At 64.8% G+C, this 21,060-nt stretch carries 17 protein-coding genes and 4 pseudogenes; 8 read left to right on the top strand and 13 right to left on the bottom strand.

Annotated features, from left to right (window positions below):
• The first annotated feature begins 91 nt into the window (after positions 1-91).
• The 5 genes from rfbC to M5E06_RS31770 all read left to right on the top strand — a co-directional run bounded on the left by rfbC (position 92) and on the right by M5E06_RS31770 (position 4,620).
• On the top strand, positions 92-643 hold the full coding sequence (gene rfbC / locus M5E06_RS31790) for a dTDP-4-dehydrorhamnose 3,5-epimerase (protein WP_252141659.1): 552 nt from the start codon (positions 92-94) through the stop codon (positions 641-643).
• A gap of 90 nt (positions 644-733) precedes the next feature.
• Positions 734-1,801, top strand: a complete 1,068-nt coding sequence (gene rfbB, locus M5E06_RS31785; RefSeq protein ID WP_252141658.1) for a dTDP-glucose 4,6-dehydratase — start codon at positions 734-736, stop codon at positions 1,799-1,801.
• Entirely contained in the window at positions 1,798-2,688 is an 891-nt protein-coding gene (gene rfbD, locus M5E06_RS31780; protein WP_252141657.1) for a dTDP-4-dehydrorhamnose reductase, read from the top strand. Before rfbB ends, rfbD begins: the two co-directional genes overlap by 4 nt.
• 13 nt (positions 2,689-2,701) lie before the next feature.
• Positions 2,702-3,565, top strand: coding sequence for a glucose-1-phosphate thymidylyltransferase RfbA (rfbA, locus tag M5E06_RS31775; protein ID WP_252141656.1), 864 nt, complete (start codon positions 2,702-2,704; stop codon positions 3,563-3,565).
• Between the two features lie 98 nt (positions 3,566-3,663).
• Positions 3,664-4,620, top strand: coding sequence for a UDP-glucuronic acid decarboxylase family protein (locus tag M5E06_RS31770; RefSeq protein WP_252141655.1), 957 nt, complete (start codon positions 3,664-3,666; stop codon positions 4,618-4,620).
• A gap of 55 nt (positions 4,621-4,675) precedes the next feature.
• On the opposite strand, the gene M5E06_RS31765 is transcribed toward M5E06_RS31770, so the two are convergent.
• On the bottom strand, positions 4,676-6,136 hold the full coding sequence (locus M5E06_RS31765) for a mannose-1-phosphate guanylyltransferase/mannose-6-phosphate isomerase (RefSeq protein WP_252141654.1): 1,461 nt from the start codon (positions 6,134-6,136) through the stop codon (positions 4,676-4,678).
• A gap of 686 nt (positions 6,137-6,822) precedes the next feature.
• On the opposite strand from M5E06_RS31765, the gene M5E06_RS31760 reads away from it, so the two are divergent.
• A complete protein-coding gene (locus tag M5E06_RS31760) occupies positions 6,823-7,767 on the top strand; it encodes a replication protein RepA (RefSeq protein WP_252141653.1) in 945 nt (314 codons plus the stop codon).
• Between the two features lie 635 nt (positions 7,768-8,402).
• Here M5E06_RS31760 and M5E06_RS31755 read toward each other — a convergent pair.
• Positions 8,403-8,828, bottom strand: a complete 426-nt coding sequence (locus M5E06_RS31755) for a hypothetical protein (RefSeq protein ID WP_252141652.1) — start codon at positions 8,826-8,828, stop codon at positions 8,403-8,405.
• A 229-nt stretch (positions 8,829-9,057) separates the two neighbouring features.
• Here M5E06_RS31755 and M5E06_RS31750 point away from each other — a divergent pair, with 229 nt between their 5' ends.
• Entirely contained in the window at positions 9,058-10,170 is a 1,113-nt protein-coding gene (locus tag M5E06_RS31750; RefSeq protein WP_252141651.1) for an IS110 family RNA-guided transposase, read from the top strand.
• Positions 10,171-10,466: 296 nt separating this feature from the next.
• Here the strand turns inward: M5E06_RS31750 and M5E06_RS31745 are convergent, their stop codons facing one another.
• The 4 genes and pseudogenes from M5E06_RS31745 to istA all read right to left on the bottom strand — a co-directional run.
• Positions 10,467-10,793 carry a hypothetical protein gene (locus tag M5E06_RS31745; RefSeq protein ID WP_252139120.1) on the bottom strand — a complete coding sequence of 109 codons (327 nt, stop codon included), beginning with the start codon at positions 10,791-10,793 and terminating at the stop codon, positions 10,467-10,469.
• Positions 10,790-11,500: pseudogene (locus M5E06_RS31740) on the bottom strand (IS5 family transposase); the annotation flags it as partial. The pseudogene M5E06_RS31740 and the gene M5E06_RS31745, both read right to left, overlap by 4 nt.
• A gap of 152 nt (positions 11,501-11,652) precedes the next feature.
• A complete protein-coding gene (gene istB, locus M5E06_RS31735; RefSeq protein WP_252141889.1) occupies positions 11,653-12,408 on the bottom strand; it encodes an IS21-like element ISAzs2 family helper ATPase IstB in 756 nt (251 codons plus the stop codon).
• A 10-nt stretch (positions 12,409-12,418) separates the two neighbouring features.
• A pseudogene (istA, locus tag M5E06_RS31730) lies at positions 12,419-13,555 on the bottom strand (IS21 family transposase); the annotation flags it as partial.
• Positions 13,556-13,718: 163 nt separating this feature from the next.
• Between istA and M5E06_RS31725 the strand changes: the two are divergent.
• Positions 13,719-14,918: an IS256 family transposase gene (locus M5E06_RS31725; protein WP_252136941.1), complete on the top strand. Its 1,200-nt coding sequence runs from the start codon at positions 13,719-13,721 to the stop codon at positions 14,916-14,918.
• Positions 14,919-14,987: 69 nt separating this feature from the next.
• Here M5E06_RS31725 and M5E06_RS31720 read toward each other — a convergent pair.
• The 7 genes and pseudogenes from M5E06_RS31720 to M5E06_RS31690 all read right to left on the bottom strand — a co-directional run.
• Positions 14,988-15,374: pseudogene (locus M5E06_RS31720) on the bottom strand (helix-turn-helix domain-containing protein); the annotation flags it as partial.
• A 179-nt stretch (positions 15,375-15,553) separates the two neighbouring features.
• Positions 15,554-15,928 (bottom strand): annotated as a pseudogene (locus tag M5E06_RS31715) (transposase); the annotation flags it as partial.
• Between the two features lie 251 nt (positions 15,929-16,179).
• Positions 16,180-16,410, bottom strand: coding sequence for a hypothetical protein (locus M5E06_RS31710; RefSeq protein WP_252141650.1), 231 nt, complete (start codon positions 16,408-16,410; stop codon positions 16,180-16,182).
• A 415-nt stretch (positions 16,411-16,825) separates the two neighbouring features.
• Positions 16,826-17,431, bottom strand: coding sequence for a response regulator transcription factor (locus tag M5E06_RS31705; protein ID WP_252141649.1), 606 nt, complete (start codon positions 17,429-17,431; stop codon positions 16,826-16,828).
• Between the two features lie 3 nt (positions 17,432-17,434).
• Positions 17,435-18,466, bottom strand: coding sequence for a sensor histidine kinase (locus tag M5E06_RS31700; protein ID WP_252141648.1), 1,032 nt, complete (start codon positions 18,464-18,466; stop codon positions 17,435-17,437).
• Positions 18,467-18,508: 42 nt separating this feature from the next.
• Complete coding sequence (locus M5E06_RS31695) at positions 18,509-19,738, bottom strand: 2OG-Fe(II) oxygenase (protein WP_252141647.1); 1,230 nt, start codon at positions 19,736-19,738, stop codon at positions 18,509-18,511.
• 50 nt (positions 19,739-19,788) lie between these two features.
• Positions 19,789-21,060 (bottom strand): glycosyltransferase family 9 protein, encoded by a 1,272-nt coding sequence (locus M5E06_RS31690; protein ID WP_252141646.1) that lies wholly within the window; start codon positions 21,058-21,060, stop codon positions 19,789-19,791.

The following is a 21,060-nucleotide window of genomic DNA, read 5'->3' as shown; positions in this document are numbered from 1 at the left end:
GGGTATTCAGCCGTAGACTTCAGCGGTCACCGGCGATACCAAGACGATCAAACGCCGCAGCAGACCGGCGCAAAGCAGGAGCTCCTGAGCCATGGACATCGCCGCACTCGCCATTCCTGACGTGAAAATCCTGCGCCCGAAGAAGTTCGGCGATCACCGTGGATTTTTCTCAGAGACCTACAGCAAGCGGGCGTTTGAGGCGGCCGGTCTTCTGCTCGAGTTCGTGCAGGACAACCAGTCGCTGTCGGCTGACAGCGGGACTGTCCGGGGGTTGCATTATCAGCTCCCCCCCTTCGCCCAAGACAAGCTCTTGCGCGTGGTCCGCGGCGCCGTCTTTGACGTGGCGGTGGACATCCGTCAGGACTCGCCCACCTTCGGCCAGCATGTGTCGGCGATCATCAGCGCCGCAGACTGGAACCAAATCTTGATTCCAGTCGGTTTCGCCCATGGCTTTTGCACGCTGGAGCCCGACACGGAAGTCATCTACAAGGTGACCAACTTCTATTCGCCCGAGCATGACCGCGGGATCTTGTGGAACGACCCGGCGCTCGGCATCGAGTGGCCGGTGGCACCGGGCGCAGCGCGCCTGTCCGACAAGGACCTCAAGAACCCGCGCTTGGCGGAGGCAACGGAGCTGTTCTAATAAGGTGGATCTCGTCGGCCCCGATCTTGCGGGGCGTCGGGATTTTCGTGATCTGGCCGTTCCATTTTTTGACAGGGCGCAGGTGGTTTGATGACGCGCATTCTCGTCACCGGCGGTGCCGGTTTCATCGGCTCGGCGGTGATCCGCCAGCTCCTTGCCGAAACCGACGCCTTCGTCGTCAATGTCGACAAGCTGACCTACGCGGCCAACCTGTCCTCCTTGCCGGGAGCAGACGGCAATCCCCGCTACGCCTTTGAGAAGGTCGACATCTGCGACGGTGCCGAGCTGGCCCGTGTCTTCGCCACCTACCAGCCCGATGCGGTGATGCATCTGGCCGCAGAGTCCCATGTCGATCGCTCGATCGACGGACCGGGCGACTTCATCCAGACCAATGTGGTCGGCACCTTCCGCCTGCTGGAGGCGGCGCGCGGCCACTGGTCGGCGCTGCCGGCGGAGCGCAAGGAGCGCTTCCGCTTCCACCACATCTCCACCGACGAGGTGTTCGGCTCGCTGGGCGAGGATGGCTTCTTCACCGAAACCACCGCCTACAGCCCCAACTCGCCCTATTCGGCCAGCAAGGCGTCGAGCGACCATCTGGTGCGCGCTTGGCACGAGACCTACGGGCTGCCGGTGGTGCTGACCAACTGCTCCAACAATTACGGCCCCTATCATTTTCCGGAAAAGCTGATCCCGCTGATGATCCTCAAGGGTTTGGCGGGCGAGCCGTTGCCGGTCTATGGCAAGGGCGACAACATCCGCGATTGGCTTTATGTCGAAGACCATGCCCGGGCGCTCAGGGTGGTACTGGAACGGGGCCGCATCGGTGAGAGCTACAACATCGGTGGCCACAACGAGCGCACCAACCTGGAGGTCGTCCGCGCCATCTGCGCGCATCTGGACGAGATGAGCCCGGTCGGCGCGCCGCACGACCGCCTGATCAGCTTCGTCACCGACCGCCCCGGCCACGACAAGCGCTATGCGATTGACGCCGGTAAGATCGAGCGCGAACTGGGCTGGAGGCCGCAGGAGACCTTCGAGAGCGGCTTGCGCAAGACGGTCGCCTGGTATCTGGAAAACCGCGACTGGTGGCAGGCCATCCTGAACGGCTCCTACCGTGGCGAGCGGCTGGGTCTGAAGGAAGAAGGAGCCGCCCAATGAAGGTTCTCGTGCTCGGCAGCAACGGCCAGCTCGGCTTCGAGCTGATGCGGGCCATCTGGGCGCCCGGCACCGACGTCGTCGGCCTGCCCTACCCGGACTTCGATGTGACCCGGCCTGGCGATGTGGAGAAGGCGGTCGCCACCCACGCGCCCGATCTGCTGGTCAATGCCACCGCCCACACCGCGGTCGACAAGGCCGAGAGCGAGGTGGATCTCTCCTTCGCCATCAACCGTGACGGGCCGGGCGCCATGGCGGCAGCCTGCGCCAAGCGCGGCATCCCCTTCATCCATGTGTCGACTGACTATGTGTTCGACGGGACGAAGGGTGGGGTCTACAGCGAGGACGACCCGATCAACCCGCTGGGTGTCTATGGCGCCAGCAAGGCGGCCGGCGAAGCGGCGGTGCGGGCAGCCACGCCGCAGCACGTCATCTTGCGCACCTCCTGGGTCTACAGCGCCTACGGCAACAATTTCGTCAAAACGATGCTGCGCTTGGGCCAGGAGCGCGACGAGATGCGGGTGGTCGCCGACCAGCACGGCTCCCCCACCGCCGCTGCCGATCTCGCCGCGGCCATCGTACAGGTCGCCGACACCATCAAGAAGACGGGCAGCGCCGCCTGGGGCACCTACCATCTGACCGGCAGCGGCTATACCACCTGGCATGATTTTGCCGAGCGCATCTTCCAGCGGCTGGACGAGCGCACCGGCAAGCGGCCGCGGCTGGTTGCCATCAACACGGCCGACTATCCGACCCCGGCGCGCCGCCCGGCCAATTCGCGGCTGGACTGCAGCCGGGCCAAGCAGATGCTCGGCATCTCCTGTCCACCGTGGCAGGACAGCCTGGACCATGTGCTTGACGAGCTGTTCACCAACCCGCCGCAGGCGTAAGGGACGTAAGACGATGAAGGGGATCATCCTGGCCGGCGGCTCCGGCACCCGGCTTTACCCGGTGACGCGGGCGGTTAGCAAGCAACTGCTGCCGATCTATGACAAACCGATGATCTATTTCCCGCTCAGCACACTGATGCTGGCCGGCATCCGTGACATCCTGATCATCACCACGCCGCACGACCAGCCCTTGTTCCAAACGGTGCTGGGCGACGGGTCACAGTGGGGGTTGAGCCTGAGCTACGCCATCCAGCCCTCGCCCGACGGGCTGGCGCAGGCCTTCATCATCGGCCGCGCGTTCATTGGCACCGACGCGTGCGCCCTGGTGCTGGGAGACAATATCTTCTACGGCCATGGCCTGACCAACATCTTGCGTGCGGCCGGCGAGCGGACCACGGGAGCCAGCGTCTTCGCCTATGCCGTGCGCGATCCTGAGCGGTATGGCGTGGTGGAGTTCGACGAGGCCGGCCGCGCGCTCAGCATCGAGGAGAAGCCGGTTGCCCCGCGCTCCAAATGGGCGGTGACGGGGCTCTATTTCTACGACAATGACGTGCTGGACGTCGCCGCGGCGGTGAAGCCGTCGGCCAGGGGTGAGCTGGAGATCACCTCGGTCAACGCGGCCTATCTGGAGATGGGCAGGCTGTCGGTCGAGCAGATGGGCCGCGGCTATGGCTGGTTTGACACCGGCACCCACGACAGCCTGCTGGAGGCAGCAGAGTTCGTCCGCACCATCCAGCACCGCCAGGGCCTGCAGATCGCCTGTCCGGAGGAGATCGCCTACACCTCCGGCTGGATCGATGCCGAACAGGTCCGCCGTCTGGCCGAGCCGTTGAAGAAGAACGAGTACGGACGCTATCTGCTGGGACTGCTCAGCTAGCGGATCAATCGGTCTCCTGCTGCGTTTGCTCAAAAGCGCTGGGGGCTGCTCTCCCGCGGCCACCCGCCTCGTCACCAACCACGGACAGGATCGAAGCCTTGCCGGCCCTCACCAACCGAAAGCGTGTTCTCGTCACCGGCGGCGCCGGCTTTCTCGGCTCGCACCTGTGTGAGCGGCTGCTGGCGGCCGGGAACGACGTGCTGTGCGTCGACAATTTCTTCACCGGCAGCCGCGACAATGTCCTGCACCTGCTGGACAACCCGCATTTCGAGCTGATGCGCCATGACGTGACGTTTCCGCTCTATGTCGAGGTCGACGAGATCTACAATCTTGCCTGCCCGGCCTCACCGGTCCATTACCAGCATGACCCGGTGCAGACGACCAAGACCAGCGTGCATGGTGCCATCAACATGCTGGGGCTGGCCAAGCGGGTGGGGGCCAGGATCATGCAGGCCTCGACCTCGGAGGTCTATGGCGACCCGGCGGTGCATCCGCAGCCGGAGGAGTATTGGGGCAACGTCAACACGGTCGGCCCGCGCGCCTGCTATGACGAGGGCAAGCGCTGCGCGGAAACGCTGTTCTTCGACTATCACCGCCAGCATCAGCTGTCGATCAAGGTGATCCGCATCTTCAACACCTACGGCCCGCGCATGCACCCGAATGACGGGCGGGTGGTGTCGAACTTCATCATCCAGGCACTGAAGGGCGAGCCGATCACCATCTATGGCGATGGACAGCAGACGCGGTCCTTCTGCTATGTCGACGACCTGATCGACGGCTTCCTGCGCTTCATGGGCACGCCGGCCGGGGTCACCGGCCCGATCAACCTCGGCAATCCTGGCGAGTTCACCATGCTGGAGTTGGCCGAGAAGGTGATCCGCCTCACCGGCTCGGGCTCGAAGATCGAACACAAGCCGCTGCCGCAGGACGACCCCAAGCAGCGCCAGCCCGACATCGCCAAGGCCCGCGCCCTGATGGACTGGGAACCGGCCGTGCCGCTGGACGAGGGACTGGCCCGCACCATCGCCTATTTCCGTTCCCGCTTTTTTGCCTGAAGCCGCCACGGGAGAGGACGCCATCCACCCGATGGCATCCTCCCCGCTTGTGGCCTCAGTTGCGTCCGTACACGTCCTCAAGCCGGACGATGTCGTCCTCGCCGAGATAGGAACCGGACTGCACCTCGATCACGGTCAGCGGCACCTTGCCCGGGTTTTCCAGCCGGTGGACGGTGCCGATCGGGATGTAGATCGACTGGTTTTCATAAACCATCACCTGCTCCTCGCCGCGGGTGACCAGGGCGGTGCCGTTGACCACCACCCAGTGCTCGGCACGGTGATGGTGCTTTTGCAAGGACAGCCGTGAGCCGGGCGCGATGGTCAGGCTCTTGACCTGGAAGCGGTCACCAGTGTGCAAGGACTGGTACGAACCCCACGGGCGATGGACCCGGCGATGGCTGCTCGACTCACTGCGGCCGTCGGCCTTCAGCCGATCGACGATGCGTTTGACATCCTGGGCTCGGTCGCGGTCGGCAACCAGCACGGCGTCGTCCACCACCACCACCACGGCATTCTCCACCCCGACCACCGCGGTCAGGTGGGTGTCGCTGCGCACGTAACAGTCCCGGGCCCCCTCCAGCAGCACGTCGCCGATGACAACGTTGCCCTCGCCGTCCTTGGCTCCGACATCCCACAGCGCCGACCAGGCCCCAACGTCGGTCCAGCCGATTTCGCACGGCACGACGGCGGCGCGGTCGGTGCGCTCCATCACGGCACAATCGATGGAGATGCTGGGAGCCTTGGCGAATTCCTCCGCATTCAGACGGAAGAAATCAAGGTCGGATGCCCCGGTCTCCAATGCGGCGCGGCAGGCCGCGAGCACCGCTGGGGCGTGACGCTCCAGCTCAGCCAGCAGCCGGGCGACCGGAAACAGGAACATGCCGCTGTTCCAGGCATAGGTGCCTTCCGCAAGGTAGCGCTCGGCCACCTCCAGCGATGGCTTTTCAACAAAGGCCGCAACAGCATAAGCGCCGTCAGCCTCGTCCATCGCATGGCCGCGGCGGATATAGCCATAGCCGGTTTCCGGCCGGGTCGGAGTGATGCCGAAGGTGACGAGCCGGCCGGCAGCGGCGGCACGGGCGGCGATGCCCACGGCATGCCGGAATGCCTCGACATCACGAACCTCATGGTCGGCCGGCAGCACCAGCAGCAGAGCGTCCGGATCGTCGGCTTCGACCGTCAACGCGGCAAGCGCACAGGCCGCGGCGGTGTTGCGCCCCATCGGCTCCAAAATGATCCCGCGCGGGGTGCAGCGCGACTGGCGCAACTGCTCGGCAGCCAGAAAACGGTGCTCCTGGTTGCAGATCACCAGGGGAGCTGAGAAGACAGCCTCTGCCTCGACCGCTGTGGTCACCTCAGCACTGACCCGCAAGGCAGTGTCCTGCAACATCGTGCGCTCTGAACACAAAGGCAGGAACTGCTTGGGGTAAAGGTCACGCGACAACGGCCACAGACGCGATCCCGTGCCGCCGGACAGCAGCACCGGGATGATCTTTTGCACAGAGTTGCCGTTCATCCTGCTGCCCTATGTTGTGAAACCGTCTGTTCGGAGGGGTACGAAAGCCCTCATGTGGACCTTTGCGCACCGACCATGGCGTCCTCCCCCCGGTTCGGCGCCATGGCGGCTTGTTATAGACCAGCGTCTTCGCCCTCCACAAGCACCCCTCCGAGACCCCTCCGACCGAAGCGCCTCATCCAGGGGGGCGAGACAAGACTCCAAACTGCGGCAGCTCCGTCCCCCTGGGCCCGCTTGGTGCCGTCCCAGGCCCCACCCAAGGGACTGGAGTCTTGTCGCGCCCCCCTGTCGCAGGGGTGGCCACACGTGTCGGCGCGACTGGACTCCAAATCCGCCTGACCGCGAGAGCCAGCAGAAAACCACGCGGAATCGTCGCCAAACGCTCTTTGCGACTCGGAAAACGCGACTCGGAAAATGATGAGTCCGTGATTCGCAACGTCATGTTTGGACTCTTGTCGCGATCAGCCGGATATCCACAGGCCAGTCAAACTATCCGCTGGAGTCTTGTCGCGGGAGTTCTGGAGTTTTGTCGCGCGACTCGCGATTCGCTACTGGAGTTTTGTCGCACAAACTAATAACTAAATCAAATATCCCTACAAATAGCCTGAGCGACAAGACTCCAAATTGCTGCCCCTATCCGACCGTGCTATAGGGGAACCCGCAAAGTCGTGCCAAGGACAGTGCGTATGGGACAGTTACACAGCCTGATAACCCAGCTTGGACGCGACCAAGCGAAAGCGCTGCAGACCGATCCGGACCAGCGTTCGCTAGTCGATGTCGCCGCTGCCGTTCTGGAAGAAGAACGGCAAGAGCTTGGTATCACCTATTCAGGCTTTGCTCTGACCGCACTTCCTCACCGTCGTCTTCCCGACGATCAGCCCTGGGAGCGCCGCGGACATCGGATCCGTTTACTGATCGAGCCGGGACGACTGCCAATCCGCAATGGAGGCTTTAAGCTTTACGGCGTTCCCTACGGCAGCCGGGCGCGCATGATCCTGCTCTATCTGCAGACCCGCGCCATCCAGACCGATAGCCGCGAGGTTGAACTCGGCCGCAGCATGCATGAATGGTTGGACCGCATGGGCCTGTCGGTTGGCGGACAGACCTACCGGGACATCCGCGAGCAGGCGTCGCGCATCGCCGCTTGCAACCTCACCTTTGCCTGGGAAGATGCCCACAGCATCGGCTTTGAAAAAGGCTCCATCGTCAAAGGTGGCATTCACTTTTCCACCAATGGTGGGAATGGCCAGGGCCAGGGTTCGCTGTGGGAAGACCGGGTCTTGCTCTCAGAATCCTTCTTCCGCGAGCTGAAGGCCCACCCGGTGCCAATTTGGGAACCAGCCCTGCGCCACATCCAGAACAACAGCACCAGCATCGACATCTATATCTGGCTCGCCTACCGCTTGCACAGTCTGAGCCGCTCGACCGCCATCACCTGGCCGGCGGTGTTCGAGCAATTCGGCGCCGGCTACAGCCGTCTGCGCGATTTCCGCAAACGCTTCATCGAGGCTTTGCAGTTGGCGCTTGCCGTCTATCCTGACGCCCGCGTCGATGTTGATGAGCAGGGATTGATCCTGCACCCCTCCCCGCCCCCAATCCCTGAGCGCAAATTCGTCCAGCTCTGCCGTTGAGGCTTTCTTTCGCCACAGGGGTCACGATCCAGAAGGCGCCGTTCCAAAGACGCCTTCTGGGCTGTCCAGCCCACGCGGCACTTGCGCTGTCGCCCAGGCCCCGTGATCGATTCCGACGCTCTGAGGGAGAGATCGAAGCGGAGCCAACGCTGAAGGCGCGCCAACATTCCAAACTGAAGGAGCGGCCACGCTCCGTTTCCCCGTAGCATAGCGTCATCGACGGAGCTTTGTTTGCCCGGGCCGGCCGCGGACCCGCCGGTTTTGACGCTTGGGGCAGACACTACAGAAAGCTTACCTCCAATAGCAAGGCTGAGGTGATCCCTCATCCTTGTGACACCTTGCTCCACATGATCACGCTGCCGGCGGAAGCTCGCCGGCCTTTGGGAACCAGCTCTGTCGCGCTTGGCGTCTCAGCTTGGCGTCGCATGTTGCAAGCCGCACCGACGCCACACCACAGCCGCGGCAAGACTTACCAGTAAAAAAGCTGACCACTCCCGTCGGCAAGCGTCATGGGCCGCCGTCGGCGGCACTCTCGAACCGACCCCCTGATGGTTGTCAGCACAGCCGCATTCCCTCTGGCCCGCGACATAAGGGCAGCTGACGGAGCCCCCCTGCGACAAGACTCCAAACCACCGTCAGCAGTTGGCCCGTAGTGCACGCGCCAGCGGTTCGAGCAGGCGGTCGAGCGCTGCATCCAGGATGGTGTCGTCGAGACCGCCCTCCACCACCACAGCCTGAGGCGGTGTCACAAAAAAGGGCGGCGCACTGTCGGTGCCGGTCCGCTCCAAGGTGGCGGCAAGCGCCAGCAGCCGGTGATCGCAGGCTGGGCGCAGCGTGGCATGGACCAGAACCAGCAAGCTGTTCTGAGCAGCAATGCGTGGATCATTGGGGACAAGGGTCGCAACGGCCAGGTCGGGCCCGAGAAGGCTGACAAGCCGCGCGGCAACATGACTGCAAAGGGCCGCATCGCCAAGATCGGCCGTCGCAGCGCCGTCAATCGGCTCCACCAGACAGAGCACGCCGACCTGCTCAACCCGTTGGAAAAAAGGAACCGGTGACATGGCCTCAGCCTCCAAGCTGCGAACGTCGCCACAGACCAGGACGGTGATGATGGCCCGGACGACGGACCCTCGCTGTCAGCACAAGCTCCACACCGGAACTGCCCCATGGTGACGCTTAGGCCATATGTTCGCAGCCTGAAAGGAGTGGCGGCCCGCCCTGCGACATGCCCCAATCGAGGGTTGCGCCGGACTGGCCGGCGCCGAGCCTCAGACATGGAGGGCGGGCCTGATGAACGATACCATCTACGTGGGGCTGGATGTCCACAAAGCGACGGTGGCCGTAGCGGTTGCGGAAGGCATGCGGGGCGGTGAGGTGCGACAACTGGGAAACGTTTGCCACAAGCCCGAGCACATCGCGAAGCTGGCGGAAAAGCTGGCCAAGGGTGGCCGGCGGCTGAGTTTCTGCTATGAGGCTGGTCCCTGTGGCTATGGCCTGCACCGGCAACTGACTGACTTGGGACATGATTGCATCGTGGTGGCGCCGTCTTTGATCCCGATGAAACCTGGTGACCGGATAAAGACCGATCGTCGCGACGCGGTGATGTTGGCAAAGCTGCATCGCGCTGGAGACCTCACAGCGGTCTGGGTACCGGATAGTGCACACGAGGCCGTTCGTGACCTGATCCGAGCAAGGGCCACAGCGGTTCGGGTGCTCGGCAAGGCGCGCCAACATCTGCAAGGCTTTCTGCTGCGGCACGGCCGTGTCTACGCCGGTAAGCGGGGGTGGACCTTGGCCTATCGCCGTTGGTTGACCACTGTGCGTTTTGACCACCCTGCTCAGCAGGTGGTGCTGCAAGACTACATTCACGCCATCACTGACGCTGAGGCACGGGTTGAACGTTTGACACGCCAGATAGAGGATATGCTGCCACAATGGTCGATGGCGCCGGTGGTGGAAGCGGTGCAGGCTATGCGCGGCGTCGCTTTTATCGTCGCCGTGACTGTGGTTGCCGAGGTCGGTGATTTCACCCGGTTCAACAATCCCCGCCAGCTGATGGCCTATCTGGGCTTGGTGCCGTCCGAGCATTCCAGCGGCACCACTGTGCGACGCGGTGGCATCACCAAGGCCGGGAATGCCTTGGCCCGGCGAGTGCTCATCGAAGGTGCGTGGACTTACCGTATGCAGGCGCGTGTTAGCCGCAAACTGCACGACCGTCTTGAAAACCTGCCCAAAGCCATCCGCGACATCGCCTGGAAGGCTCAGGTTCGGCTATGCGCCCGTTTCCGTCGTCTGGCGGCCGCAGGCAAGGCCAGGGTCGTCGTGACAACCGCTATCGCGCGGGAGATGGTAGGCTTCCTATGGGCGATTGCTCGGCAGGTGCAACTGGCCCCGGCGGTCTGACACCGCGCTGATCAGACATTGCGGTGCCTACGGCTGGAGGCGGGGCGCGGTGGGGAATCTTCGTCCTCTGTTATGAGCCGACCTTGTCGACGCTCGCCACTTAGACCGAGGCAGCCCCAGGACGAAACCACGGTCATGCGGTATCCAACCCGCGCATGAGAGCTTGCTCAACCGTCGTCTTTGGCCCCGCCTCCTGCCGTGGGCATCCACTAAGTTTCAGCATCTGGGCTTAACCAGGGATGGTAGCCCATTGCCAAAATCCTTGACTGCGAACATGAGAGCAGGCTGCTGAAAAACTACCAGCGGTGAGCCTTGAGCTGGATCTCGTCGCCGTGGTGGATGCTGATTTCAACCTCGAGGCTCCCATCCTCGGCCAATTCGACCGTGCCGGTGCCGCGGATAGGTGTCATCTCGTCGCTGCCCTCGAAATCGAAGAAGATGGTGCTGACGCCAGTCTCGCACTCCAGGCCGGCTTGAAGGGCGCCGAACACCATCTCGCCGCGGCCGTCGACGTCGAAGCGGATGTAGGCCGGCTCGACCAGATCGAGATATGCACGGTCCCACTGGTCGGCTTCGATGAGGCGCCACTTGCCGAGCACCTTGCAGCGTCGCGCCGCCGTCATGGCGCCGTAGCCAGCAGCTTGGGCAGCCGGATCAGGTTGTAGGCTGCCGTGGCGAAGGTAAAGGCCCAACCCACCCGGGCGATGCCGCGGAAGCGGCTCTTGCGATGACCGGCCACCGTCTTGATCCAGCCGAATACCTCCTCGATGCGCTTGCGGCAGCGTTGGCTCACCTCGTAGCCGGAATGCCGGGTGGTGCGCGCGTCGATGCGAGAACGCCGCCCCGACGTGTTCTGCGCCACGTGCGGCGTCGCCTTCAGCGTCCGTAGGTCGGCGACGAAATCCGCCGTGTCGTAGCCCTTGTCGGCGCCCACCGTGATACGGTGCCGGCCTTCCATGGCGCCGATCAGGTCGAGCGCGGCGCTCCGCTCGGCGGTGCCGCTGGCCTGCGTGAGCGTCGCTCCAACCACCAGGCCGTTGCGGTTCTCCATCAGCACGTGCCCCATGAAGCTGAGCTTGGCCTCCTTGCCGCGCCCCTTGCGGAACAGCTTGGCTTCGGGATCGGTCAGACTGGTGTGCGTGTCGTTGCTGCGCCGCTCGCCGTGGAAGTTCCGTTCGCCGTTGCGTCCGGGCCCCGGCGGCTCGTCGCTCGCGTCCTTCGGACGGAAACTCTTCACGCTGGCCCAGGCTTCGATCAACGTCCCGTCCACCGAGAAGTGCTCGTCCGACAGCAAGCCTTTGACCTTGGCGTGCGCAACCACGGCACCGAGTGCGTATTTCGGCGAATTCGCCCAGGCGTTTCGGTTGAAAGCGCCCACCGTTTCGGCGAAACCGCCCACCCGAATTGAAAGCTGGTGGGTGCCGGGGCCGAACCCTGGATTTACGTTATGAAGGTTGTGGGTTTGGTTGCCAAGCACCGGCGTTAGGTATCGGGGGTTTCGCTGGCGGCATCGGCCTTGGTGCGGCGCATGGAGTCGCCATGCAGGTCGATGCGGTAGGCCCGGTGCACAAGGCGGTCGAGGATGGCGTCGGCGTAGGTGGCATCGCCGATGAGCCGATGCCAGTTGGCCACGGGAACTTGGGTGGCCAGCATGGTTGCGGCCCGGTCGTGGCGGTCGTCGATCACCTCCATCAGGTCCAGGCGCTGAGCCGCGGTCAGCTCGGTCATCGCCCAGTCGTCCAGGATCAACAGGTCGAGCCGGGCGATCCGTCGCAACAGCCGGGCGAGCGAACCGTCCAGGCGGGCGGTGGCCAGATCGTCCAGCAGGCGGGTCAGCCGGGTGTAGAGGACGCTGTGGCCTTCCCGCGCCGCCTGGTTGCCGAGTGCACAGGCCAGCCAGGTCTTGCCGATCCCGGTCGGGCCGGTGATCAGAACCGGCCGGTTCTCCTTTACCCAACGCCCGGTGGCCAGCTCGCGCACAATACCGCGATCGAGCCCACGCGGGGTGCGCAGGTCGAGGTCCTCCAGGCAGGCAGTCTGGCGCAGCCGGGCGCGTTTCAGTCGGCTGGCGAGCGCGGTGTTGGCCCGCTCCGCCGCCTCGCGTTCGATCAAGGTGCCCAACTGCTCGTCGAAGGCCAGTTGGCCGCGGTCGGGCAGGCGCTCCAGGGCCTCCAGCCCTTTGGCCATGCCGTACAGACGCAGCTGGCGCAACCGCTCGTGGTTGACGTGCTTCATCATCATGTCTCCGTCAGTGATAGTAGGAAGGGCCGCGCAGATTGGCGTGCTCGCCGGCACCGGCCGGGTCCGCCGCCGTGGCGGGGGGCGCCGCTAACCAGCGCTGGACGTAGCGGTAGGATCCGACGTTGGCCTCCAGCGCCGCTTGGCAGGCTTGCTCCAGCCGGTCGGTGCCATGGGTGGCCGCCAGGCGGATCAGGCCGATCCCGGCCCGCACCGCCTGTTCGGGATGATCGGCGCCGGCCAAGATGCGCGCGAACAGCAACGCGGCGGCCGGGCCGATGGCGGCCAAGTCGGCCTGGATGGCGTCGGGGGTGAAGCGGGCGACGGCCCGGTGGTTGGCGGGGCGATGGGCGTCCAGCGTCACGGTGGCGCCATCCTGCCGCCGGACATGGCAGGCCATCCGCTTGCCGCGCAGGAAGACGCTGATCACGCCGGCAGTGCTGTGTACGTCGACCGTCTTGCCGATCAGCGTGTGGGGCACGGAGTAGACGCCGCCGTCGAGGGCGAGATGATAGTCGGGCGGCACCTTGTGGCGAGCCCAGGTGCCGGGCACGAAGCGTTCTGGCGGCAAGGGGCGCAGGGTCGGCTTCTCCTCGGTGGCGAACAGGCCAGAGCGCGTGTCCTGTGGCCTGCGGCTCAAGGGAGCGGCGTTGAGGGCGGCCAGCTTGTCGCGCAAGGCTGCGTTGGCAGCGTCCAACGTGGCGAAGGGCGTATCGCGCAACGGGGCCAGCACCCGCCGCTCGACCTGCTGCACACCGTTCTCGGCGCTGGGCTTATCGCGTGGGCGCCGCACCCGGGCCGGCAAGACGGCAGTACGGTAGTGCCGGGCGAGATCGTGATAAGCCGGGTTGATCGCCGGATCGTAGAAGGAGGCGTGGCTGACGCCGACCTTGAGATTGTCCGGCACCAGCTTGCCCGGCACGCCGCCCAGATGTTCGAACAGCCGGACGTGGGAGGCCAGCCACTCCTCGGCCTGCTGGGTCCAGGTCGCCTCGGCATAGACGTAGCCCGAATACGGCAGACAGGCGACAAATACCTGGGCCTGCCGCGCCTCGGCGCCGAGCCCGACGCTCAGCGTCATCCCGGCGTAATCGACCTCGATCGCCGCCCCCGGCCGATGCTCCCGGCGCAGACGCGGCTCGGCATGGGGTCGTGCCCCACGGGGTGGTGTAGGAGCTGTGGGGAACCGGCCCGCCGCAGCGCCCTCCCATGGCTGGCGTAGGCGGGCCGGTTATCCACAGCGGGCGGTCATCGTGGTTCTTCGGTAGAGTCTGGTCACCACAACACAACCTCGACCGAGGGTGACCACGATGACCGACGAGATGATGGCGCTTCGCGCGATGCTTGAGAAGGGCGCGGATGCCGATGTTCTGCGTGAGATGATCGGCTTCGCCGCCGAACGGCTGATGGAACTGGAGGTGCAGGGCCTGACCGGGGCCGGTCATGGCGAGCGGTCTGCCGAGCGGCTCGTCCAGCGTAACGGCTACCGGGATCGCGACTGGGAGACCCGCGCCGGCACTGTTGAGTTGCGCATTCCCAAGCTGCGCAAGGGGTCTTACTTCCCCGGCTTTTTGGAGCCGCGGCGGATGGCCGAGAAGGCGCTCACCGCGGTGATCCAGGAGGCCTACATCCAGGGCATCTCGACCCGCTCGGTCGACGATCTGGTCCAGGCCATGGGGATGTCGGGCATCTCCAAGAGCCAGGTCAGCCGGCTGTGCGAGGAGATCGACGAACGGGTGAAGACCTTTCTTGGCCGTCCCATCGAAGGCGATTGGCCCTACCTGTGGCTGGACGCCACCTACGTGAAGGTCCGCCAGAACGGGCGCATCGTCTCGGTGGCCGTCACCATCGCGGTGGCGGTCAACACCGACGGCCGCCGCGAGGTCCTGGGCATGGACATCGGCCCGTCGGAGGCCGAGACCTTCTGGATCGAGTTCCTGCGCAAGCTAAAACGCCGGGGGCTGAGCGGCGTCAAGCTGGTGATCTCCGACGCCCATGGCGGCATCAAGGCGGCGGTCACCCGCGTCTTCCAGGCGACGTGGCAAAGGTGCCGGGTGCATTTTTCCAGGACGGCGCTTGCCCATGCCGGCAAAAGCGGCCGGCGCGTCGTGGCGGCCTTCATCGCCACTGCTTTCGCACAGGACGATGCGGCATCCGCCCGAACGCAGTGGCGGCAAGTGGCTGATCAGGTCCGTCCAAAGCTGCCGAAGCTAGCCGACCTGATGGACGAGGCGGAGGAAGACGTCCTGGCCTTCATGACCTTTCCCAAGGAGCATCGGGCCAAGCTCCACTCGACAAACCCGATTGAACGTCTCAACGGCGAGATCAAGCGACGCACCGAGGTTGTCGGCATATTTCCGAACGAGGAGGCGATTACGCGCCTCATTGGTGCCATCCTCTTGGAACAGAACGACGAATGGGCTGTCCAGAGGGCGCGCTACATGACGCTGGAAACCATCGCCCCACTCGGCGATGATCCCCTCGTCAGCCTGCCCGCTGTGGCCGCCTGACAATCCCGGCCAGACCACCCGGAGACCATGAGCGCCTCTCCGCTCCTACACCACGGCCAGGGACACGATCTCGGCATGGGCACCCTGCCATGCCCGAAAGTGCTGGACGAATTGGGTGTAGCGATAGCCGCCGGGATGGACCTCCAGGTATTCCTCCCACAGCAGCCGCAGCGTTACGCCACGGCGGCTGAGTTCATGGCTGATGTGCCGCCACTCGGGCACCGGGCGCGCCGACGTGACCGGAGGCGGGAACAGCCGCTCTTCCAACTCGACGTCCGTCCAGCCCAGCACATCCGCGTACCGCAGCCCGGAGGCCCGTAGCCGATCCAGGTAATCGCGCACGGTGCTGCGCGGCAGCCGGCAGGCATCGGCAATCTGCCGTTGGCTGGCGCCAAACTCATCCCGCAGACGAAGGACTTCTCTGATCCGCCGCATGTCCGACCTCGCTCGGGGCATCCCGATCCTCCTTGGCCTGTGCCGTGGAAAGATCATGGGGATGCCAAAGGCTGGTTCGGACCCCGACACCACCACCCCTACGGGTGGGCGAATTCACCGAAACGGCTGGGCGCTTTCACCGTTCTGCCCGGGCGCTTTCCGCCGTTCCCGCTGGGTGCTTTCCGCCGAAATATGCAACCGAGGAAAGTGCCGGCCACGTCGCCGGCGAGCAGGCGGTCGCGGTTCTTGGTGAACACTGTCGGGTGCCAGACCGGATCGTCCACGTCCAGGCCGACGAACCAGCGGAACAGCAGATTGAAGTCAATCTGCTCGGCGAGTTGACGCTCCGAGCGGATCGAGTAAAAGGCTTGCAGCAGCAGCGCCTTGAGCACCTGTTCGGGCGGGATCGACGGCCGTCCGGTGCTGGCGTAAAGTCCGGCGAACGCCGTATCCATGCCGGCCAGCACCTCATCGACCACTGCCCGGATCGCCCGCAACGGATGCTTGGCCGGAACCCGCTCCTCCAGAGACACGTAGCTGAACATCCCGCCCTGATGCGACTGCCGTCCGCGCATACCCGTGACCTCACCTGACCACCGCAAGGAAAGCGAATCACAACCATGCCGCGCCGGGAAGGGTGTTTTTCAGCAGCCTGTTAGATGCCGTGATGGTTGTGAAGGGGAAGAGCGGATTGTCGCCGGATTGGTGCCCCAGCTCAAGGTCAGCATTGACGCGCGCCCGCCTTACGGCGGCCGTGGCCTTGATCTGTGCGATCCTGTCCAGCGATGGTTCGCCATGGCTCGGATGTACAATCAAAAGTTTCTGATCAGACAGTCGTCTCCTGAGGTGGCGAAGGCGGCCAGGTACACCGCAGCCGCTGTTTGGCGATGGTCCAGATGGCGAACGCCCTGTCCAGCAGGGTGACAGGGTGCTTGACCTTGGGGAAGGTGAAATCCAGCAGGCGATGGAGTTGCCGCAGATGGTCACCGCTGGCCTGGACGAGGCGCTCACCGTTACAGATCAGCTCGCGCAGCTGCTCAGTGGCACGATCAGGCACGATCAGGCACGGCCGCCGGCAGCGGCCGCTTCCTAGGACAGCCCTTGGGCGACGGCGAGGTTCTCCCAATGGTGTCCGGTGGCTTTCAGCACGGCGAGCTGAACCGTTGTCGCCAGCCGCTCAAGTTTGGCAAACAGTGCGGGTGTCTCATTGGTCTGCGGTAACGCGGAACAACTTGCATCCAAATTTCTAGCGCTGCAAACCAAATCCTTTAGGATCGGGATAGGCGTTTCTTTTTCTTTTCCCGCTAGTGTTTGGCTATTCGCGCTGGTGCTCGATACATTACTTCTGCGTCGATGTCTATTTCCACGAATGTCATGGCGTCCCTCTTGTCATTACTGGTCGTGGCTTCCTGGCCGATTACATAATGAGCCAGTGCAGGATCGCCACATGTCGGTAGGCGAGCTCAGCTGTCTCAGTCCAACCCGTTGACCAAGCCGAGGAGAGAGGCCTTGACCGCCGCCTGGATGCGGGTGGCCACACCCAACTTGCGGATGGCGTTGTCGATGTGAAAATTCACCGTCCGCTCACTCACCCTCATCAGGGCCGCCATGTCCGCGGAGGATTTGCCGCGTGCTGACCAAGTCAACGCCTCGCGCTCTCGCTCGGTCAGATGAATGTCCGACCGCATGGACACGGGACTGCGGGCAATGCGGTTGTGGATGACCTCGACCAGCAGCTCGAAGTCGATTGGCTTAACGATGTATTCGTCGCAGCCCAGCCGGCGGGCGGCCAGCTGGTTCTCCCGTTGGCCGTGGGCGGTCAGCAGCACAAATGGGATGGCGCGCATCCCGAACCCGAGTTCGGGGACGCTCTGCAGCACATCCAGGCCGCTCACCCCTGGCAGGTCGATGTCGCACAGGATCAGATCCGGGCGGCTCCTCTTCAGCACCTCCAGGCCGTTGACCCCGTCCGCTGCCGCCGTAACGGCAAAGCCAGCCTCCTCCAACTCCTCCACCAACAGCTCACGGGTGTCGGGGTCATCCTCGATGCACAAGATGCATTTGGGCGTGTTAGCCATGGCTCACAGAGCGGTGGAAGAGGCGTGGAGCGGCAAGCGGACGGTGGCTGTGGTGCCCTCCCCCAGCCGGCTGTCGAGCGACACCGTACCGCCATGGGCGGCGATGATGCACGCGACCAGATGGAGACCGATGCCGGCTCCTGGCACGCCCCGGCTGTTGGCACCGCGGAAATAGGGGGTGAAGACCTGCGGCAGGTCGGACGGCGCAATGCCGTTGCCGCGATCGTTTATCCGTACCACGACGTCTTCGCCCTCACACCCCCCGCTCACCATGAGCTGGGAGATGGGACGCGCATATTTGATCGCATTGCCGATCAGGTTGTCGAAAGCCTGGGTCAGCAGCTGCGGGTCCGCGTTGATCCTCGCGGGCAACCGGTCGAGATCACACGCGACCACGGCGCCATCCTCCCCGGCGCTCTGGGCCAAGCCGTCCAGCAAAGCGCGCAGGTCTGTGGGCTGGAGGGCGGGAGTCATCTGCTCCGTGCCCATCGCACTCATGGTTGAGACCGAGGTGATGATGCCGTCGATCCGTGCCGCGGCGGTACGGATTGTCTGTGCCCGCTTCCGCACCTCGTCAGCGGACAGTGCATGGCCGCGCTTGATCAGGCGGTAAGCATGTCCGTCCATCACCGTCAGCGGCGTCCGGATTTCATGCGACAGCATGCTGATGAAACGGCGCTGCCGGTCCAGCATGGCTTGAAGGCTTGCCTCGATGGCAAGGCGGTAGCGCACCAGCAGCGCCATCATGCAGAGCGTGAGGGCGGCGATCAGCCGATTGACGACGAACACCAGAGTGATCCGGTCGTCTGGCGGTTGAATGAAGGATCCCAGTACCGTCAACGCGAGGGCGCTTATGGTGTAGGCAACGGTACGCGTCCCGTTTTCCAGAATGCTCAGCACAATCGGAATGGTGTAGGCAAAGCAGACCGAGACATTGTCGGCCGGCGTCACCGCGTCGAATAGGAACACCGCCCCAATCGCGGCCATGTTGACGGCGATGATCAGGGGACGGAGGTTGAAAACGGCACCCACCATAGCGTGAACAGTCCACCCGCGGCTTTCAGGAAAGTGGCGTCATTATAGGAGAGAGGAGTCAGCCTCCGCGACGGTCATGGGGGCGACCATGCTGGGGGAGGGAGCCGGCTCTGCGGCTGACACGGCCGCCCGATATGCCCCAACCCCCTCGCCGAGAAAGCCGTTGTTGGCTTCCCGCTGGCGCGCACCGGCCTCGTCATAAAGGAAGGGCAGGAAGGCATAGCGCCGGCCGGCGGTCACTGGCGTCGCCTCGTGCAGCAGCGAGCAGGAGAAGACCACTGCTCCGCCGGTTGGCGGCCGGTAGCGGCGCGACCCGAACTCCGGGAAGCACAAATCTCCTCCGGCGAACTCCTCGGCATTCAGGTTGATCGACAAGGCAAAGCGGCGGTGGGCGGTGCCCTTGGTGGTGTTGTCGCGATGGGCGCGGAAATGGCCCCCTTTGGCCGCGTCGTAGCAGGCGACGATGTAGCGTTCCGTGCGAGTGACGCGGAACTGGAAGGCCTTGCGGATCTCCGGCAGCACCCGCCGTTCGATGCGCATGCGCGCCGCGTCGCGGATCGTCTGGTCACTGAGGGTGTGATCGGAACGCCGCTTATGGCGCTGGTCAAAGACGGGCACCGTCTTGCCATCGACTTCGCGCATGAACCCTGACTCGCCGCCGCCGTGGCTCTCATAGAGACCAATCAACGTCCGGCAGAAATCAGGTTCAAAGACGCGCGGAAGGATCAACACTGGTGCTAAGATTTCTGTTCCGGCGTGCATCGACAGCTCCGGCAGGCCGGCCACCATGTCCAACATGGCATCGGTCTGGTCCAGCCCCGCCGTTGCCATCGCCCGCAGCTGCGGGTCGAGCAGCAGCCAATGAGGCCGGTAGACCAAAGCATCGCCGCTGCCGCTACGCCGAATGACCGCCGCACCGTAACGCCGGGCGACCGCCAAGTCGTGATCCCAAAAGGCGCGCAGGCCGGGATTGCCTACCGCCAGCCGTTCACGATCCTGCGGGTCGGAGGAGACCACGAAGACCGCAGCCGTGACGTCATCGAACAGGTGCCGCCGCGCTTTGAGCACCGCCAAAGCGTGCATAGCCGGTTCGCTGGCGGCGGAGCCAAGGAATCCCAGCAGAACGTAGCGTCCGCCCAGCGTGTCGGCGTGGAAGCGGGGGTTGGTGGACGCTTCGGCGACAAACCAGGGAGCCGGGTCGCCGGGTCGCAGAAAGCCCGGTGCGGACAGGGAGTGCATGGGGATGAGAACTCGCAGGGGGCGCGGCCGCAAATGAGCCAATTCGCGCGAGTGTGCGGCTTGGCCCTCCCTTTGCCCACCTGTCAACCTTCACAGGGGAGGGCCGTGGAAGCGGGGCGGATGAGGGCGGCGAGCTCGGTGCGCAGGCGCTCGACCACCAGTACCCATTGCCCGAGCAGCGGCTGGCGGAACAGCCGGTGCGTCGGGTACCAGGGGCTGTCCTCGCGACCACGCATCCAGCGCCAGTCGGGATCGGCCGACAGCAGCACCCAGGCCGGCTTGCCCAGCGCGCCGGCGAGATGGACGACCGCGGTGTCGACGGCGATGATCAAGTCGAGCCTGGCAATCACCGCAGCGGTGTCGGCGAAATCGCCCAACACGCCGCCATGCCGCACCACCGCCGTACCGCCCGCCACCTGGTCGAGGGCGGCTTCGGCTGGGCCCATCTGTAGACTGTGAAACTGGACCTCCGGCAGAGCCAGCAGGGGTGAGAGCACCGCCAGCGGGCAGGAGCGATGGCGGTCGTCCGGATCTTCCGGCCGGCCGGCCCAGACCAGGCCGACCTTCAGGCGGGTATCAATCAGGGGTTCTGCCGAGAGGGGCCGTATAATCGCCGGTGCCGCCAAATAGGGAAGTGCCGCCGGAATGCGGTCGGCCGCGGTGCCGAGCAGGTGCGGCAGGCTCATCAGCGGCGCGTGGGCGGCGTAGGGCGGGATGCGCTCGCCCTCCGACAACACCTGCGCACAGCCCTCAAGCCCGGCCATCAGGCGCCGCAGCACACCAGGCACCGCCAGCACCACCCGCGCTCCCCGAGCGGCGGCGAGTGGGACGTAGCGGGCGAATTGGATGCTGTCGCCGAAGCCCTGTTCGGCGTGGACCAGCAGCGTCTGGCCGGCCAGCGGGCGCCCGTCCCAGAAGCGCTCCCAGTGTTTGACCCAGGGAGTGGGGCCTTTGAGGTGCCATCGCGCCTCATAAAGCCTGAAGCCCTCGTCGATGGCGCCGGCCGCCAGCAACGCCATGGCAAGATTATAGGTGGCGCGGGCATCCTGGGGAGCACGCGCATGAGCGGTGCGGAACTGGTCCAGCGCCTCGTCCGGCTGACCGACCTTCATCAAGGCAACGCCGAGGTCGCCATGTGCGGCTTGGCTTCCCGCCGCTGCGGCGGCGCCCAATAGGCGGATGGCCGTGGCGTATTCCTGGCTGAGATGGTGCAAGACGCCCAGCCGGTGCAGGGCTCCGGCATGTCCAGGGGCTTGGCACAGCACGGCACGACAGCCCTCAGCAGCGGCGGTCAGCCGGCCGGCTTGGTAATGGGCGTCGATCTCTGCCAGCTGGCGGTCGATGGCGGACGGCAT

The organism is Azospirillum sp. A1-3, from assembly GCF_023806445.1.
Lineage (GTDB): Bacteria > Pseudomonadota > Alphaproteobacteria > Azospirillales > Azospirillaceae > Azospirillum.
Note: the sequence above shows the minus strand (reverse complement) of the source record. Positions and strands in the feature narration are given on the sequence as shown.

What these genes read in the sequence shown, in the direction of transcription:
- rfbC (WP_252141659.1), top strand. Translation starts at nt 92, where the DNA reads ATGGACATCGCCGCACTCGCCATTCCTGACGTGAAAATCCTGCGCCCG.
- rfbB (WP_252141658.1), top strand. Translation starts at nt 734, where the DNA reads ATGACGCGCATTCTCGTCACCGGCGGTGCCGGTTTCATCGGCTCGGCG.
- rfbD (WP_252141657.1), top strand. Translation starts at nt 1,798, where the DNA reads ATGAAGGTTCTCGTGCTCGGCAGCAACGGCCAGCTCGGCTTCGAGCTG.
- rfbA (WP_252141656.1), top strand. Translation starts at nt 2,702, where the DNA reads ATGAAGGGGATCATCCTGGCCGGCGGCTCCGGCACCCGGCTTTACCCG.
- M5E06_RS31765 (WP_252141654.1), bottom strand. Translation starts at nt 6,136, where the DNA reads ATGAACGGCAACTCTGTGCAAAAGATCATCCCGGTGCTGCTGTCCGGC.
- M5E06_RS31760 (WP_252141653.1), top strand. Translation starts at nt 6,823, where the DNA reads ATGGGACAGTTACACAGCCTGATAACCCAGCTTGGACGCGACCAAGCG.
- M5E06_RS31755 (WP_252141652.1), bottom strand. Translation starts at nt 8,828, where the DNA reads ATGTCACCGGTTCCTTTTTTCCAACGGGTTGAGCAGGTCGGCGTGCTC.
- M5E06_RS31750 (WP_252141651.1), top strand. Translation starts at nt 9,058, where the DNA reads ATGAACGATACCATCTACGTGGGGCTGGATGTCCACAAAGCGACGGTG.
- M5E06_RS31745 (WP_252139120.1), bottom strand. Translation starts at nt 10,793, where the DNA reads ATGACGGCGGCGCGACGCTGCAAGGTGCTCGGCAAGTGGCGCCTCATC.
- istB (WP_252141889.1), bottom strand. Translation starts at nt 12,408, where the DNA reads ATGATGAAGCACGTCAACCACGAGCGGTTGCGCCAGCTGCGTCTGTAC.
- M5E06_RS31725 (WP_252136941.1), top strand. Translation starts at nt 13,719, where the DNA reads ATGACCGACGAGATGATGGCGCTTCGCGCGATGCTTGAGAAGGGCGCG.
- M5E06_RS31705 (WP_252141649.1), bottom strand. Translation starts at nt 17,431, where the DNA reads ATGGCTAACACGCCCAAATGCATCTTGTGCATCGAGGATGACCCCGAC.
- M5E06_RS31700 (WP_252141648.1), bottom strand. Translation starts at nt 18,466, where the DNA reads ATGGTGGGTGCCGTTTTCAACCTCCGTCCCCTGATCATCGCCGTCAAC.
- M5E06_RS31690 (WP_252141646.1), bottom strand. Translation starts at nt 21,060, where the DNA reads ATGCCGTCCGCCATCGACCGCCAGCTGGCAGAGATCGACGCCCATTAC.